The organism is Streptomyces sp. NBC_00259 (genome assembly GCF_036181745.1).
Lineage (GTDB): Bacteria > Actinomycetota > Actinomycetes > Streptomycetales > Streptomycetaceae > Streptomyces > Streptomyces pratisoli.
On the sequence record NZ_CP108080.1, the window covers coordinates 1,892,958 to 1,907,448 of the forward strand.

The window sequence follows — 14,491 nt, forward strand, 5'->3', positions numbered from 1 at the left end:
CCACATGACCCTGCTCGACTCCCCCGCCCGCGCCTCGGCCGGTACGTCACCGGCCGCGGGCGCGGGCCCCCGGCCCGGCGCCCTCAGGCGCCGCTCCTGGGCGTGGCTCGCCGCGCTGCCGCTGTTCCTCGTCGTCGCCGTCGCCTTCGGACTGCCCGCGCTGGCCATGGCCGACGGTGCCTTCACGGTCGGCGACGGCGGCTACGGCCTCGACAACGTGACCCGCTCGGTCGACGGCGCGTACCGCACCGCCCTCCTCGGCAGCGTGAAACTGTCCGCGCTCACCGCCGCGGCCGGCACGCTCTTCGGCCTGCTGCTCGCCCAGGCCGTCGTCAGCTCCCGGGGCCGCGCGCTGCGCGAGGCCGTCCTCACCGCGTCCGGTGTGCTCGCCAACTTCGGCGGCGTACCGCTCGCCTTCGCCTTCGTCGCCACCCTCGGCAACGCGGGCGTCCTCACCACCCGCCTCGGACTCGACGAGCACGGCTGGTCCCTCTACGGCTTCTGGGGACTGGCGCTGACGTACCTGTACTTCCTGGTGCCGCTGATGGTGCTGACCGTCGCGCCCGCCCTCGACGGACTGCGCGTCCAGTGGCGGGAGGCGGCCCGCGACTGCGGCGCCTCCACCTGGCAGTACTGGCGGCACGTCGGCGTCCCGGTGCTGCTGCCCACCCTCCTCGGCGGATTCGTCCTGCTCTTCGGCAGCGCCTTCGCCGCGTACGCCACCGCCGCGGCGATGGTGGGCAGTTCGGTACCGCTGGTCACCCTCCAGATCGCCGACGCGCTGTCCGGCAACGTCCTCGTGGGCCAGGAGAACGTGGCGCTCGCGCTCAGCCTCGACATGGTGCTGGTCGCGGCCGTGGTCATGGCCGTCCACCTGCCCCTGCAGCGAAGGAGCACCCGATGGCTCGCCTGACCCGCTCCGCCGTGCTGCTGGTCGCCGGGGTGTACTTCCTGGTGCCGCTGCTGGCGTCCGCCGTGTTCACGCTCGACATCCCCGGCCAGGGGCTCACCCTGTCCTCGTACACGGCGATCCTCGGCGCGCCCGGCTTCACCGGCAGCCTGCTGCTGTCGCTCGGGCTCGCGGCGGCCACCGTCGTGCTCGTGCTGCTGCTCACCATTCCCGCGGCGGTCGCCGCCCGGCTCTCGGCCCCGCGGCTGCGTCCCGTGCTCGAAGTGGTGTGCACCCTGCCGCTGGTCGTGCCGCCCGTCGCGCTCACCGCCGGGCTCGGGACGGTGCTGCGCTGGGGCCCGGAGAAGCTGTCCACGACGCCGCTGTACCAGACCTTCGTGGCCGTGCAGAACCCCGACTTCCCGTTCGTGCTCGTGCTCGCCTACGCGGTGATGGCGCTGCCGTTCGTGTACCGCGCGCTGGACGCGGGCCTGCGCGCCGTCGACGTCCGTACGCTCGTCGAGGCGGCCCGCGACCTGGGCGCGTCCTGGCCACGGGCACTGGTCTCGGCCGTGCTGCCGAATCTGCGCGGCGCGCTGCTGAACGCCTCGTTCCTCACCCTCGCGCTGGTCCTCGGCGAGTTCACCGTGGCCTCGCTGCTCGGCTTCCAGCCCTTCGCGGTGTGGATCGTGCAGGCCTCCGGCTCGGACGCCCGGCTGTCGGTCGCCGTGTCGCTGCTGAGCCTGCTGCTGACCTGGGTGCTCCTGCTGGCGCTGACCACGCTCGGCAACCGCCGCCGCCCGTCCCGTACCCCACGTACCTCACGTACCGCCGAACGGAAGACCTCCTGATGACGATGCTCGATACGCCGCCGGTACGCACCGGCGCGGAGCTGCGCCTGCGCGGACTGCGCCGGGCGTTCGGCGCCACCGTCGCGCTCGACGGCCTGGACCTGGACGTCGCCCCGGGCGAACTGCTCGCCCTCCTCGGCCCGTCCGGCTGCGGAAAGACCACCGCGCTTCGGGTGCTCGCCGGCTTCGAGCGGCCGGACGAGGGCCAGGTGCTGCTGGACGGCGAGGACATCGTGCCGGTGCCCGCCAACCGCCGTGACACGGCGATGGTGTTCCAGTCGTACAGCCTCTTCCCGCACCTCACGGCCGCCGACAACGTCGCCTTCGGGCTTCGGATGCGCAAGGCCGGGGGCGCCGAGCGGCGGGCGCGCGCCGCCGAGCTGCTGGAGCTGGTCGGACTGCCCGGCCACGGCGGCCGCTTCCCGCACCAGCTGTCCGGCGGCCAGCAGCAGCGGGTCGCGCTGGCCCGCGCGCTGGCGCTGCGTCCCCGGCTGCTGCTGCTCGACGAGCCGCTGTCGGCGCTCGACGCGCAGGTCCGCGTGACGCTGCGCGAGGAGATCCGCAGGCTCCAGCTGGAGCTCGGCATCACCACCGTGTTCGTCACGCACGACCAGGAGGAGGCGCTGTCGATGGCCGACCGGGTCGCGGTGATGAACGGCGGCCGGCTCGAACAGTGCGCCACCCCGACCGAGTTGTACGCACGCCCCGCGACGGACTTCGTCGCCGAGTTCATCGGCACCATGAACCGGGTACCGGCTCGGGCGGTCGACGGCGGACTGGTCGAGGTGCTCGGCGCCCGCCTGCCCGTCGACGGCGACGCACCCGCGCCCGCCGGCCCGGTGCACGCGCTGATCCGGCCCGAGGCCCTGGACGTCGTCGTGGACGCGGCCGGCCCCGCCAGGGTCACCGGCACCGCCTTCCACGGCCCGACCACCCGCGTCCGGGTCACGCTCCCCGACGGCACGACCGTCAAGGCGGACGTACCGACGCACACGGCCGCCGCACTCACACCGGGCGCGGCCGTGTCCGTACGCCCGCAGGAGCGGCCGGTCCTGCTCACCCGTGGCGGCGCCGAGTGACCGCACTGCGTGGCGTGCTGTTCGACATGGACGGCACCCTGGTCGACACCGAACGCGTCTGGCTGGACGTCGTGGAGGCCGCGGCGCGGCGCCGCGGCCGCGCCCTGGACGCCGGACGGCGTACGGCCGTGACGGGCCGCTCGGTCGGCGACACCGCGGCGATGCTGCACGGCCATCTGGAGGCGCCGGAGGAGGAACTCGCCGCCGAACTGGGCGCGGACTTCGCCGCCCGGCTCGCCGCGGCGGTCGAACCGCGCCCGGGCGCCCTGCGGTTGCTCGCCGCGCTGCGGGAGCGGGAGGTGCCGACGGCCCTGGTGTCCGCGTCACCGCGAGCGGTGGTCGACCAGGTGGCGGGGACCCTGGCCGGGCACCGCTTCGACGCCGTGTTCGGCGCGGAGGACACCGTACGGACCAAGCCCGAGCCCGACCCGTATCTGGCGGCGGCCGCGGCGCTGGGCGCCGACCCGGCCCAGTGCGTCGCGGTCGAGGACAGCCCCACGGGCGTCGCCTCGGCCCGCGCGGCGGGCTGCCGGGTCCTCGCGGTCCCGTCGACCGAACCGCTCGCGGAGGCCGACGGGGTGACCCTCGCCCGGTCGCTCACGGACGTCGATCCCGAGCTGCTGAGCTCACTGGTGGCACGAGAGGACGGCATGACAGGGTGTGCGCGTGAGTGAAGGACAGCAGAGGACGCCGCTGTATCTGAAGGTCGCCGCCGATCTGCGGACCGCCATCACGGCGGGCGAGTACGGCTCCGGGGCGAAGCTTCCGGCGGAGGACGAACTGGCCCGCCGCTACGGGGTGTCCAGAGGCACCGTGCGCCAGGCACTCGCCGCGCTGCGCACCGACGGACTGATCACCTCCCGGCGCGGCACCCGCCGCGTCGTCCTGGGCGCGCCCCGTCTGCACAGCTTCGGTGAGCTGCGCAGCTTCACCCGCTGGGCGCGTTCGCTCGGCGAGGAGCCGGGCGGCCGGGTGGTGGCCCTCGACCGGGTCACGGCGAACGAGGAGGAGGCGGAGAGGCTCCGTCTCGCGGAGGGCGCGATCGTGTACCGGGTGCGCCGGTTGCGTACGCTCTCCGGCGCGCCGGTGATGGTGGAGCGGACGACGTATCCGGAGCGGATCGGTGAGCTGGTGGCCGGAATGCCGCTGGACACGGTCTCGTACTCGGAGCAACTCGAACTGCACGGTGTGCTGTTCGCGGACGCCCGGCACACCATCGACCTGGTGCGGGCGGACGAGGACGACTCGGAACTGCTGGGCTGCCCATCAGGTGAGGCGCTGCTGCGGGAGCGGCGGCACTCGACGGACCCGGCGGGGACGCCGGTGGAGTGGTCGCAGGACCGCTATCTGCCGGGGACGGTGGCGTTCACGATGCAGAGTTCGATGGCGACGACGGCACTGGGCCGCCGACTGAGCCAGTAGCCGCCGAGCCGATTCTCTTCGGCGGCACCGGCCGGTGCGCCGGGGTCGTGGACGAGCGGGGCGGCGTACCGGCAGTGCCGGTACGCCGCCCCGCTCGTGCACGCTCGTGCGCGCTCGTGCCGTTTCTCGCCAGGCCCTACGGACGCAGCAGCCCCTCCAGCAGCGGCCGGAAGTGGGCGAAGCCCGGTGTGGGCATGTCCGGGTCCTTCGCCTGCTCGTCCCAGCGGCGTACGGCGACGGCGTCACGGGCTCCCGGGTGCGCCTCGAAGGCCCGTACCTGGTCGTCGGACATCGGACCGCCCTGGACCTCCAGGGTGTGCACGGAGGCCTCGGAGAGCAGGTCGAAGTAGCCGGGCTCGACGGCGCAGAGGTAGCGCTTGGCGGCGACGTGCAGGCGTACGGGCTCGGTGACTTCGGGGCCGAACCACTGGTCGAGCCAGTCGGCTCCCGTGTGGCTGTGCCGGTTGTCGGTGCCGTGCTCCATCAGGTCGCGGCCGGTGACGGCGCCCTGGAAGTGGCCGACGTCGTGCAGCAGCGCGGCGGCGACGAGGTGCGGCGGGGCGCCTGCGGCCTCGGCGAGAGCGGCGGCCTGGAGCATGTGCTCGGCCTGGGTCACGTCCTCGCCGAAGTACTCGGCGCTGCCTTGGCCCTCGAACAGCTCGGCGAGGGTGTCGAGGGGGTGGGCGGCGGTGCTCATGCGGTGCTTTCCTTCCTGCGGAGTACGGCCAGGGTGGACGCGAGGCCGTCGATGTCGGCGTAGGCGCCCTGGAGGTGCCGGTCACCGGATTCGGCGAAGGCCGTACGGGCGTGCAGCAGCCGGGTGTTGTCGAAGACGAGGCAGTCGCCCGGGGTGAGCCGGAAGTCCAGCTGCAGCTCGCTGCGGAGCAGCAGCTCACCGAAGCGGCGGTAGGCGGCGTAGAAGGCGTCCAGTACGTCGGCCGGCTGGTGCAGGGTGCCGATGGAGCGGTTGTTGAAGCGGATCTCGCGGATCCGGCCCGCCGGGTCGGTGCCGATCAGCGGCCGGTGGGCGCGCAGCTCGGTGCGGTCGTCGGCGAAGGCGAAAGGCACCGGGACGCGGGTGAGGATGCGGTACGCCTCCGGGTCCTCGGCGCGCAGCAGCGAGGCGGCGTGGAAGCCGTCGACGAGGCCGGAGTCGCCGCCCTGGGCCGCGTTGGTGAGGCAGTGCAGCAGCTGGAGGGTCGGCACCGGGTCGCGGTACGGGTTGTCGGTGTGCGGGGTGATACGGGCGCCGGTGAAGGCGAGGTTGTTGGGGTCGGCCTCGACACGGACCTCGAAGAGCGGGCCGTAGTTGGTCTCGCGTACGTAGCCGAAGGTCCGTGCCACTTCGAGGACCTGCCGGTCGCGTACGGGTACGCCGCGCAGCAGGACGAAGCCGAGGCGCAGCACGCTGTCGAGCGCCGCGGCACGGACGGCGTCGTCGGTGGTGTACGCGGCCCAGTCGGCCTCGGGGAACCCGCGGCCGGTGAGGCCGGCGTCCCACAGGTCCTTGTCGTCCTCGGTACGGCCGTCGCCCGGAGCCAGGGCGGTGCCGGGGAGGTGGGCGTCGAGCCAGGCGTCGGGGTAGACGGAGCGGTGCCCGTCGGGGGCCCAGACGACCTCACGGGCCGGATCGCCGTCCGCGGTCGTGGTGTCCTGGACGGAGCCGACGGCGAGTGCGGCGGGCAGCTCGGTGATCTGGAACAGCTTCTGGCCGTTGCGGGGGTTCCGGCAGCCGGAGCAGGGACAGTTGTCGCGCAGCCAGAGCGGCGGTGCGGACGCGAGGGAGAGCATGAGCGGAGCTCCAAGTTGTACAGACAACTTCTGAACAGCTGGAGCCTGACAGGGGGGAATGACCTCGTGGTTACGGCACGGTGGACACCAGAAAGACCCGTGCCGCCGGCCGGAAGGGGGGAAGGGCCGGCGGCACGGGCGCGGAAGGTGGGTCGGTGGGGGCTCAGCAGCCGTGGTCGACGAGATCGAACGACGCGTAGTGGTCGGCGGTGTAGTAGTCCTCCTGCGGGGAATCGCCGGTGACGATGCGGCGGGCACCGCGCGTGGGGGAGCCGGGCGTCTTGACGGTGTACTCGTGGTAGTAGCCGGTCGAGTGGGCCGGGAGGATGCCCTCGCGGTTCTGGAAGACCGTCCCGTCCTGCGGATACGGGAACGGGCCGCCGTTCTCGATGAGTTCGAGCGTGTCATGGGCCTGGGACGGCAGGTCGGAGTAGCAGATGTCGCCGACCGCGGCCGCCGCCGCGGTCGCCGGGGCGGCTACGGGTCCGCCGACGAGCAGGGCGGAGAGGAGGGCGGCCGCGCCGCCGAGCATGGTGATCCGTGGGGGGATTCGCATATCCCATGATGACGCGCGTAGAAGTTGACGTGTCAACGTCAACTCCAAGGTGTTTTCGTCCCATTCACCTCCGCCACCGGACCCTCACGCCCCGGACGCCCGAACGCCCCGGCGCGGTAACCGCGTCGACGCACCGCCCCGCCTGTCGACGCACCGCCTCGTCCTCGGAACCCGGGGCCGACTACCGCGTCCCGTACACCGGTTGCGGCGGCTGCGACTCCGCGAGGAGCTTCAGCGCCGTCTCGCCCGCTTCCGCGGGGCTCCAGCGGGCGGCGCGGTCGGCCGTGGGGCCCGGGTGCCAGCCCTGCATGACCGTGATGCGCCCGGCCTCCGCCTCGAAGACGCGGCCGGTCACACCCGCCGACGCCGCCGAGCCGAGCCAGACGACGAGCGGTGAGACGTTCTCGGGGGCCATGGCGTCGAAGGCGCCCGGCTCGTCCGGTGCCGCCATCGTCGCGGCGAACGTCCGCTCCGTCATACGCGTACGCGCCGCCGGGGCGATCGCGTTGACCTGCACGCCGTAGCGGGACATCTCCGCCGCCGCGACCAGGGTGAGGCCGACGACGCCCGCCTTCGCCGCGCTGTAGTTGCCCTGGCCGACCGAGCCCAGCAGGCCCGCGCCGCTGGACGTGTTGACCACACGGGCCGCCACCTCGCGGCCCGCCTTGGCCTCCGCGCGCCAGTGGGCCGCCGCGTGCTTCAGCGGCAGGAAGTGCCCCTTCAGATGCACCCGCATCACCGCGTCCCAGTCGTCCTCGTCGAGGTTGACCAGCATCCGGTCCCGCAGGAACCCCGCGTTGTTGACGAGCGTGTCGAGCCGGCCGAAGGAGTCGAGCGCCGCCGCCACCAGCGAGGCCGCGCCCTCCCTCGACGCCACGTCCCCGCCGTGCGCCACCGCCTCTCCGCCCGTCGCGCGGATCTCGTCGACGACCCGCCCGGCCGGGCTGTCCGGGCCGGGCGCCCCGTCCGGCCCGACCCCCAGGTCGTTGACCACCACGCGTGCGCCCTCCGCGGCGAACGCCAGCGCGTGGGCCCGCCCGAGCCCCCGGCCCGCGCCCGTCACGATCACGACCCGGCCGCGGCAGATACCAGCAGTCATCTCAACTCCCATCGGAGATCTCCTTGTTCGCGGTCGCGGCATCGAGGAACGCGGGGCGCTCCCCGCCCCCGTGCACCAGCAGGGACGCCCCGCTCACATACGCGGCCCGCGCCGAGGCGAGGAAGACCGCCGCGTCCCCGATCTCGTCCGGCTCCGCGAGCCGGCCCAGCGGCACGGTGCGGCCGACCGCCGCGACACCCGTCTCGTCGCCGTAGTGCAGATGCGAAAGCTCCGTACGCACCATCCCGAGCACGAGCGTGTTCACCCGCACCTCCGGCGCCCACTCCACGGCCATGGACCGCGCGAGGCTCTCCAGCCCCGCCTTCGCCGCCCCGTACGCGGCCGTCCCCGGCGACGGCCGCGTCCCGCTCACGCTCCCGACCATCACCACGCAGCCGCGGGCCGCGCGCAGCAGTTCGTAGGCGGCCAGCGACGCCGTCAACGGGGCCAGCAGATTCAGCTCCAGGACACGTGCGTGCCGCTGCGCCCCGCCCTCCCCCAGCAGCCGGTACGGCGTTCCGCCCGCGTTGTTCACGAGGACGTCGAGCCGCCCGTAGCGGCGGCCGGTCCCGGCGAAGAAGTCCCCGACGGCATCGGCGTCCCGCAGGTCGACGGGGACGAACCGCGCGGTGCGGCCCGCGGACGCGACCGGCACGTCCGGCGGTCTGCGGGCACAGACGACGACGTCGGCCCCCGCCGCGAGGAACGCCCGGGCGATGCCCGCGCCGACGCCGCGCGTCCCGCCGGTGACGACGGCGACCCTCCCGTCCAGCTCCATCGGCTGCTACCTTCCTGACGAGCAGTCACCTAACAAACGTTTGGTGGAAAGGTAGCTGATCCACTCATGGGTGTCTCCACCACAAGCCCGGAGAAGGGCATTTCCGTCGTCACGGTCGACTTCCCGCCCGTCAACGCCCTTCCCGTACAGGGCTGGTACGACCTCGCCGACGCCGTACGCACCGCCGGCCGCGACCCGGAGATCCGCTGCGTCGTCCTGGCCGCCGAGGGCCGCGGCTTCAACGCCGGCGTCGACATCAAGGAGTTGCAGCGCGACCCCGGCCACGACGCCCTGATCGGCGTCAACCGCGGCTGCTACGAGGCCTTCGCCGCCGTCCACGAGTGCGAGGTCCCCGTCGTCGCCGCCGTGCACGGCTTCTGCCTCGGCGGAGGCATCGGCCTCGTCGGCAACGCGGACGCGATCGTCGCCTCCGACGACGCCACCTTCGGACTGCCTGAGCTGGACCGGGGAGCGCTCGGCGCCGCCACCCATCTCGCCCGTCTGGTCCCCGGGCATCTGATGCGCGCCCTGTACTACACCTCGCGCACGGCGACCGCCGCCGAACTGCACGCCCACGGCTCGGTCTGGCGGGTGGTCCCACGCCCCGGACTCCACGCCGCGGCCCTGGAACTGGCGCGGGAGATCGCCCGCAAGGACGGCCACCTCATCCGGCTGGCGAAGGCGGCCATCAACGGCATCGACCCCGTCGACGTACGCCGCAGCTACCGCTTCGAGCAGGGCTTCACCTTCGAGGCGGCCCTCAGCGGCACCGCCGGACGGGTCCGCGACACCTTCGGCAAGGAGGAGACGAGTGGCTGACAAGACCATGAGCGTCGACGAGATCGCGGACCGGCTGCGCAGCGGCATGACCCTCGGCATCGGCGGCTGGGGCTCGCGCCGCAAGCCCATGGCGCTGGTGCGGGCGCTGCTGCGCACCGCGATCACCGACCTCACCGTCGTCTCGTACGGCGGCCCGGACGTCGGGCTGCTGGCCGCCGCGGGCCGGGTCCGCAGGCTCGTCGCACCCTTCGCGACCCTCGACTCGATCCCGCTGGAGCCGCACTTCCGCGCGGCACGCCAAAGCGCCGCCTTCGCGATGACGGAGCTCGACGAAGCCATGTTCATGTGGGGGCTGCACGCCGCGGCGAACCGGCTGCCGTTCCTGCCCGTGCGGGCGGGCATCGGCTCGGACGTCATGCGGGTCAACCCGGAGCTGCGCACCGTCACCTCCCCCTACGAGGACGGCGCGGACGGCGGGCGCGGCGAGGAGTTCGTGGCCGTGCCCGCCCTGCGGATGGACGCCGCGTTCGTCCACATGAACCGCGCCGACCGGCTCGGCAACGGCCAGTACCTCGGGCCCGACCCGTACTTCGACGACCTCTTCTGCGAGGCCGCCGACGAGGCGTACCTCTCGTGCGAACAGCTGGTCGAGACGGCCGAGCTCACCAAGGAGGCGGCCCCGCAGACGCTGCTGATCAGCCGGCACAGCGTCACCGGCGTCGTCGAGACCCCGAACGGCGCGCACTTCACCTCCTGCGCTCCCGACTACGGGCGCGACGAGGCCTTCCAGAAGCTGTACGCGACCACGCCCTGGCAGGAATTCGCCGAACGGTTCCTGTCCGGCGGGAGCGAGCACGCCTACCAGTGCGCCGTCCAGGCCTGGCACGAGGAGCAGCAGTGAACGCCTCCCGCCCCGTCCCCGGGCCCGCATCCGGCTCTGCGTCCGGCTCCGTATCCGATTCCGTAGCCGGCTCTGCGTCCGGTTCCGTAGCCGGCTCTGCGTCCGGATCTGCGTCCGGCTCTGCGCCCGGTTCCGTCACCCGGTCCGAGTACTGCGTCATCGCCTGCGCCGAGGCCTGGCGCGACAACGGCGAAGTGCTGGCCAGCCCGATGGGGATCGTGCCGTCCCTCGGCGCCCGCCTCGCCAGACGCACCTTCTCCCCCGACCTCCTCCTCACGGACGGTGAGGCCATGCTCGTCGGCCTGGACGGCACCGTGGAGGGCTGGCTGCCCTACCGTCGCCACCTCACGATGGTCACCGGCGGCCGGCGGCACGTCATGATGGGCGCGAGCCAGATCGACCGCTACGGCAACCAGAACATCTCCTGCATCGGCGACTGGGCACGCCCGGCGCGCCAGCTGCTCGGCGTGCGCGGCGCTCCCGTCAACACCCTCAACAATCCGGTGAGTTACTGGGTGCCACGGCACTCGCCGCGGGTCTTCGTCGAGAAGGTCGACATGATCAGCGGCGTCGGGTACGACCACGCGAACGGCGCGCGTTTCCACCGCATCCCGCGGGTGGTCAGCAACCTCGGCGTCTTCGACTTCGCCACACCGGACCACTCGATGCGGCTGGCCTCGGTGCACCCGGGCGTCACCGTCGCCCAGATCCGGGAGGCGACCGGCTTCGGCCTGGTCATCGACGACGACGTGCCGTACACCCGGGAGCCGACCGCGGCCGAACTGACGCTGATCCGCGAGGTCATCGACCCTGGCGGCACCCGCTCACGCGAGGTCGGCGACTGATGGAGACCGCGCTCACCAGGCTCACCGGCGTCCGCCACCCCGTCGTCCAGACCGGTATGGGCTGGGTCGCCGGGCCCCGGCTCGTCTCCGCGTCCGCCGACGCGGGCGCGCTCGGCATCCTCGCGTCCGCGACCATGACCACCGAGCAGTTGCGGCAGGCGGTGCGCGAGGTCAAGTCCCGTACGGACGCGCCGTTCGGCGTCAATCTGCGGGCGGACGCCGGAGACGCCCGGGAGCGGGTGCGGATCATCGTCGACGAGGGCGTACGGGTCGCCTCCTTCGCCCTCGCCCCGTCCCGTGAGCTGATCGCCGAGCTCAAGGACGCGGGCGTCGTCGTCATCCCGTCCGTAGGCGCCCGGCGGCACGCCGAGAAGGTCGCGGCGTGGGGTGCGGACGCGGTGATCGTGCAGGGCGGCGAGGGCGGCGGGCACACCGGGGACGTCGCCACGACGGTGCTGCTGCCGCAGGTCGTGGACGCGGTGGACATCCCCGTGGTCGCGGCGGGCGGCTTCCACGACGGGCGCGGGCTGGTCGCGGCGCTCGCCTACGGGGCGGCGGGCATCGCCATGGGGACCCGTTTCCTCCTGACCTCCGACTCGACCGTCCCCGACGCCGTCAAGGCCCGCTATCTCGCGGCGTCGGTCAAGGACGTCGTCGTCACGTCGGCCGTCGACGGACTGCCGCACCGCATGCTCCGTACGGACCTCGTCGACGCGCTGACGCGCTCCGGACGCACCCGGGCGCTGCTGCACGCGGTGCGCCGTGCGGCCGGCTTCCGGAAGCTCTCCGGGCTGTCGTGGTCAGCGATGGTCCGCGACGGGCTCGCGATGAAACACGGCAAGGACCTGTCCTGGAGCCAGGTCCTGCTCGCCGCGAACACTCCCGTGCTCCTGAAGGCGTCCATGGTGGACGGCCGCACCGACCTCGGCGTGATGGCGTCGGGGCAGGTGGCGGGAGTGATCGAGGATCTGCCGAGCTGCGCGGAGCTGGTCGCCCGGGTGATGTCCGAGGCGGAGCAGGTGCTGCGCGGTCTGACGGCCGGGGGCTGAGGGGAAGAGAAGGATGGCCGGGCCGGGCGGTCGGTCGCCCGGGCCCGGCCATCCGCTTGTGGGGGAGGGAGCGCTAGGTCGTGTCTGACAAATGGCGCCGTCCGCCCGCAGGGCGGGGCGTGCGGCGTCCGGTGCGTGCAATCGCAAGGCGGTGGGGGTGCCCCCGCCGAAGGCTGGGGGAGATCATCCTCGTACTGGACGTACTTGGATGACTCCGACAACGCAGCGTGGGGGCACCTCCCGTGCCCGAAGGGCTACGGGGGAGTGCGTGCCGGGCGTCGCGCGCCAGGCGGGATTTGTCAGACACGGCCTAGGCGGCGGTCCGGCGTCCGCCGGTGCCGCCCTGGGCACCACCGGCCGCGGGCCCGCGGGAGCGTCCGCGCTTCGCCGGCGCACGCCCTGCCTGGGAACGGGCGGACTGCGTGTGGCCGGCCTGCGTGTGGCCCTGGGCACGGCCCGCCTGTGAACGGCCGGACTGCGCCCGGCCCGTCTCGCTGCGGCCGCTCTCCGTGCGGCCCCCTTCGGCACGGCGGCCGGAGCCGCCGCCGTTCTGCGGGCGCTTGCGCTTCGGGCGTGACGAGGCGGGCTGCTGAGGCTGCGGGATCTCGATGGTGATCGCCACCCCGGACGGCTCGCGCGCGCCGGTCAGCCGGGCCAGCTCCTCGTCACTGGACTTGATCATGGCCGTACGCGGGCTGATTCCCGCGTCGGACATCAGCCGGCCCATCTCGCGCTTCTGCTCCGGCAGCACGAGCGTCACGACACTGCCCGACTCCCCCGCCCGAGCGGTACGGCCGCCGCGGTGCAGATAGTCCTTGTGGTCCATCGGCGGATCGACGTTCACCACCAGATCGAGGTCGTCCACGTGGATGCCACGAGCCGCCACATTGGTCGCCACCAGCGCGCTGACCTGGCCGTTCTTGAACTGGTCGAGGGTTCGGTTGCGCTGCGGCTGGGTCCTGCCGCCGTGCAGTCCCGCCGCCCGCACACCACTGGCCAGCAGGCGCTTGACCAGCCGGTCCACGGACCGCTTCGTGTCGAGGAACAGGATGACCCGCCCGTCACGGGCCGCTATGCGCACGGTGACGGCCTTCTTGTCCGTCTCGTCGGCGACGTAGAGAACGTGATGGTCCATGGTCGTGACGGCACCGGCGGACGGGTCCACCGAGTGCACCACCGGGTCGATCAGGAACTGCCGCACCAGGCGGTCGATGTTCCGGTCCAGGGTGGCCGAGAACAGCATCCGCTGACCGCCCGGCTCCACCTGCTTCAACAGAGCGGTGACCTGCGGCAGGAATCCCATGTCGGCCATCTGGTCGGCCTCGTCCAGCACCGTGATCGCGACCTGGTCCAGTCGGCAGTCGCCCCGCTCGATGAGGTCCTTCAGCCGTCCGGGCGTCGCGACGAGCACCTCGGCACCGCGCCGCAGCGCGCCGGCCTGCTTGGTGATCGACATTCCGCCGACGACGGTCGCGAGCCGCAGGTTGACCGCCGTCGCGTACGGGGTGAGGGCGTCGGTGACCTGCTGCGCGAGCTCCCGCGTGGGAACGAGCACCAGGCCGAGCGGGCTCCCGGCGACGGCCCGGCGGCCGGCGGTGCGGGCGAGCAGCGCCAGTCCGAACGCGAGGGTCTTACCGGATCCGGTACGGCCCCGTCCGAGCAGGTCACGGCCGGCGAGCGAATTCGGCAGGGTGGCGGCCTGGATCGGGAAGGGGGCGGTCACCCCCTGGGCGGCGAGGGTCTTCAGCAGCCCCGTCGGCAGCTGCAGCTCCTCGAACGACTCGACGGCGGGCAGGGCGGGCGTGCTGGATTCCGGCAGGGTGAATTCCTGCGGAGGCGCCACGCGGCGCGCACCGCCGGAGCCCTTCGCCGACCGCTTCGCGGACTGGTTCGCGGGCTGGGTGCCAGTGCGCCTGGCCGGTCGCTTGCGTGCGGGACGTTCGGAGCGAGTCATTCGGGGGATTGCCTTCCTGGGCCTGAGGACAGCACAAGCCGGGGCCCGCACGCGAAGGTGCGGGCCCCGGCTGCGTGGTACGCGTCCGGGGTCAGGCCGGGACGATGTTCTCCGCCTGCGGGCCCTTCTGGCCCTGCGTGACGTCGAAGGTGACCTTCTGGCCTTCCTGGAGCTCGCGGAAGCCCGAGGTGGCGATGTTCGAGTAGTGGGCGAAGACGTCGGCGCCGCCGCCGTCCTGCTCGATGAAGCCGAAGCCCTTTTCAGCGTTGAACCACTTCACGGTTCCCGTAGCCATGTCATTCTCCTGACAGGTGAGAGGCCCCATCCGGAGATGCCGGAAACACATGTGCGCCTGCGGATCATTCCCGTCAGGCGCACATAAAGTTCATGGGTACCAAAACTGCAACGCGACCAACCGTAGCACGCCGGATGTGGATCGGGCGCGAGGCGGCCGGCGGACACGCCGGAGCCCCGCGCCCGCCGCGGGGCGTCCCGGC

The 14,491-nt window shown here is 73.0% G+C and carries 16 protein-coding genes; 9 read left to right on the forward strand and 7 right to left on the reverse strand.

The genetic code is table 11. The features are described 5' to 3' along the window. Window positions 1–4: 4 nt before the first annotated feature. Genes OG766_RS08505 through OG766_RS08525 form a run of 5 tightly spaced genes read left to right on the forward strand, consistent with a single transcriptional unit; the run spans window position 5 to window position 4,241 of the window. Complete coding sequence (locus tag OG766_RS08505) at window positions 5–913, forward strand: ABC transporter permease (protein ID WP_328724952.1); 909 nt, start codon at window positions 5–7, stop codon at window positions 911–913. Then, window positions 901–1,740: an ABC transporter permease gene (locus OG766_RS08510; RefSeq protein WP_266374965.1), complete on the forward strand. Its 840-nt coding sequence runs from the start codon at window positions 901–903 to the stop codon at window positions 1,738–1,740. Before OG766_RS08505 ends, OG766_RS08510 begins: the two co-directional genes overlap by 13 nt. Next, window positions 1,740–2,819, forward strand: coding sequence for an ABC transporter ATP-binding protein (locus OG766_RS08515; RefSeq protein WP_266374964.1), 1,080 nt, complete (start codon window positions 1,740–1,742; stop codon window positions 2,817–2,819). The genes OG766_RS08510 and OG766_RS08515 overlap by 1 nt, the downstream gene beginning before the upstream one ends. Further along, window positions 2,816–3,493, forward strand: coding sequence for an HAD family hydrolase (locus tag OG766_RS08520; protein ID WP_328724953.1), 678 nt, complete (start codon window positions 2,816–2,818; stop codon window positions 3,491–3,493). Before OG766_RS08515 ends, OG766_RS08520 begins: the two co-directional genes overlap by 4 nt. Beyond that, a complete protein-coding gene (locus OG766_RS08525) occupies window positions 3,486–4,241 on the forward strand; it encodes a GntR family transcriptional regulator (protein ID WP_266374962.1) in 756 nt (251 codons plus the stop codon). Before OG766_RS08520 ends, OG766_RS08525 begins: the two co-directional genes overlap by 8 nt. Before the next feature lie 136 nt (window positions 4,242–4,377). Here the strand turns inward: OG766_RS08525 and OG766_RS08530 are convergent, their stop codons facing one another. The 5 genes from OG766_RS08530 to OG766_RS08550 form a co-directional block, all read right to left on the reverse strand. Beyond that, window positions 4,378–4,938 carry a phosphonate degradation HD-domain oxygenase gene (locus tag OG766_RS08530; protein ID WP_266374961.1) on the reverse strand — a complete coding sequence of 187 codons (561 nt, stop codon included), beginning with the start codon at window positions 4,936–4,938 and terminating at the stop codon, window positions 4,378–4,380. Next, complete coding sequence (gene tmpA, locus OG766_RS08535) at window positions 4,935–6,032, reverse strand: 2-trimethylaminoethylphosphonate dioxygenase (RefSeq protein WP_328724954.1); 1,098 nt, start codon at window positions 6,030–6,032, stop codon at window positions 4,935–4,937. The genes OG766_RS08530 and tmpA overlap by 4 nt, the downstream gene beginning before the upstream one ends. A 163-nt stretch (window positions 6,033–6,195) precedes the next feature. Beyond that, the gene (locus OG766_RS08540) at window positions 6,196–6,588 is read right to left on the reverse strand and encodes a ribonuclease (protein ID WP_266374959.1); all 393 of its coding nucleotides are present in this window, start codon (window positions 6,586–6,588) and stop codon (window positions 6,196–6,198) included. 181 nt (window positions 6,589–6,769) lie between these two features. Continuing rightward, window positions 6,770–7,687, reverse strand: a complete 918-nt coding sequence (locus tag OG766_RS08545; protein ID WP_328724955.1) for an SDR family oxidoreductase — start codon at window positions 7,685–7,687, stop codon at window positions 6,770–6,772. Between the two features lies 1 nt (window position 7,688). Further along, complete coding sequence (locus tag OG766_RS08550; protein WP_328724956.1) at window positions 7,689–8,465, reverse strand: SDR family oxidoreductase; 777 nt, start codon at window positions 8,463–8,465, stop codon at window positions 7,689–7,691. Window positions 8,466–8,531: 66 nt separating this feature from the next. On the opposite strand from OG766_RS08550, the gene OG766_RS08555 reads away from it, so the two are divergent. From OG766_RS08555 to OG766_RS08570, 4 genes are all read left to right on the forward strand, one after another. Further along, on the forward strand, window positions 8,532–9,284 hold the full coding sequence (locus OG766_RS08555) for an enoyl-CoA hydratase family protein (protein WP_266374954.1): 753 nt from the start codon (window positions 8,532–8,534) through the stop codon (window positions 9,282–9,284). Further along, the gene (locus tag OG766_RS08560) at window positions 9,277–10,146 is read left to right on the forward strand and encodes a CoA transferase subunit A (protein WP_266374952.1); all 870 of its coding nucleotides are present in this window, start codon (window positions 9,277–9,279) and stop codon (window positions 10,144–10,146) included. The genes OG766_RS08555 and OG766_RS08560 overlap by 8 nt, the downstream gene beginning before the upstream one ends. A 158-nt stretch (window positions 10,147–10,304) precedes the next feature. Beyond that, a complete protein-coding gene (locus OG766_RS08565) occupies window positions 10,305–10,991 on the forward strand; it encodes a CoA-transferase subunit beta (RefSeq protein ID WP_266378127.1) in 687 nt (228 codons plus the stop codon). Next, entirely contained in the window at window positions 10,991–12,040 is a 1,050-nt protein-coding gene (locus OG766_RS08570; protein ID WP_266374951.1) for an NAD(P)H-dependent flavin oxidoreductase, read from the forward strand. The genes OG766_RS08565 and OG766_RS08570 overlap by 1 nt, the downstream gene beginning before the upstream one ends. A 310-nt stretch (window positions 12,041–12,350) precedes the next feature. Here OG766_RS08570 and OG766_RS08575 read toward each other — a convergent pair whose 3' ends face one another. Next, window positions 12,351–13,994 carry a DEAD/DEAH box helicase gene (locus OG766_RS08575; protein ID WP_266374950.1) on the reverse strand — a complete coding sequence of 548 codons (1,644 nt, stop codon included), beginning with the start codon at window positions 13,992–13,994 and terminating at the stop codon, window positions 12,351–12,353. 91 nt (window positions 13,995–14,085) lie between these two features. Then, window positions 14,086–14,289: a cold-shock protein gene (locus OG766_RS08580; protein ID WP_020871138.1), complete on the reverse strand. Its 204-nt coding sequence runs from the start codon at window positions 14,287–14,289 to the stop codon at window positions 14,086–14,088. Window positions 14,290–14,491 lie beyond the last annotated feature (202 nt).

Bases quoted from the DNA above. Each gene is read 5' to 3' on its own strand.
- OG766_RS08580 (WP_020871138.1), bottom strand. From the start codon at position 14,289: ATGGCTACGGGAACCGTGAAGTGGTTCAACGCTGAAAAGGGCTTCGGC.
- OG766_RS08505 (WP_328724952.1), top strand. From the start codon at position 5: ATGACCCTGCTCGACTCCCCCGCCCGCGCCTCGGCCGGTACGTCACCG.
- OG766_RS08555 (WP_266374954.1), top strand. From the start codon at position 8,532: ATGGGTGTCTCCACCACAAGCCCGGAGAAGGGCATTTCCGTCGTCACG.
- OG766_RS08545 (WP_328724955.1), bottom strand. From the start codon at position 7,687: ATGACTGCTGGTATCTGCCGCGGCCGGGTCGTGATCGTGACGGGCGCG.
- tmpA (WP_328724954.1), bottom strand. From the start codon at position 6,032: ATGCTCTCCCTCGCGTCCGCACCGCCGCTCTGGCTGCGCGACAACTGT.
- OG766_RS08515 (WP_266374964.1), top strand. From the start codon at position 1,740: ATGACGATGCTCGATACGCCGCCGGTACGCACCGGCGCGGAGCTGCGC.
- OG766_RS08530 (WP_266374961.1), bottom strand. From the start codon at position 4,938: ATGAGCACCGCCGCCCACCCCCTCGACACCCTCGCCGAGCTGTTCGAG.
- OG766_RS08570 (WP_266374951.1), top strand. From the start codon at position 10,991: ATGGAGACCGCGCTCACCAGGCTCACCGGCGTCCGCCACCCCGTCGTC.
- OG766_RS08540 (WP_266374959.1), bottom strand. From the start codon at position 6,588: ATGCGAATCCCCCCACGGATCACCATGCTCGGCGGCGCGGCCGCCCTC.
- OG766_RS08575 (WP_266374950.1), bottom strand. From the start codon at position 13,994: ATGACTCGCTCCGAACGTCCCGCACGCAAGCGACCGGCCAGGCGCACT.
- OG766_RS08550 (WP_328724956.1), bottom strand. From the start codon at position 8,465: ATGGAGCTGGACGGGAGGGTCGCCGTCGTCACCGGCGGGACGCGCGGC.
- OG766_RS08510 (WP_266374965.1), top strand. From the start codon at position 901: ATGGCTCGCCTGACCCGCTCCGCCGTGCTGCTGGTCGCCGGGGTGTAC.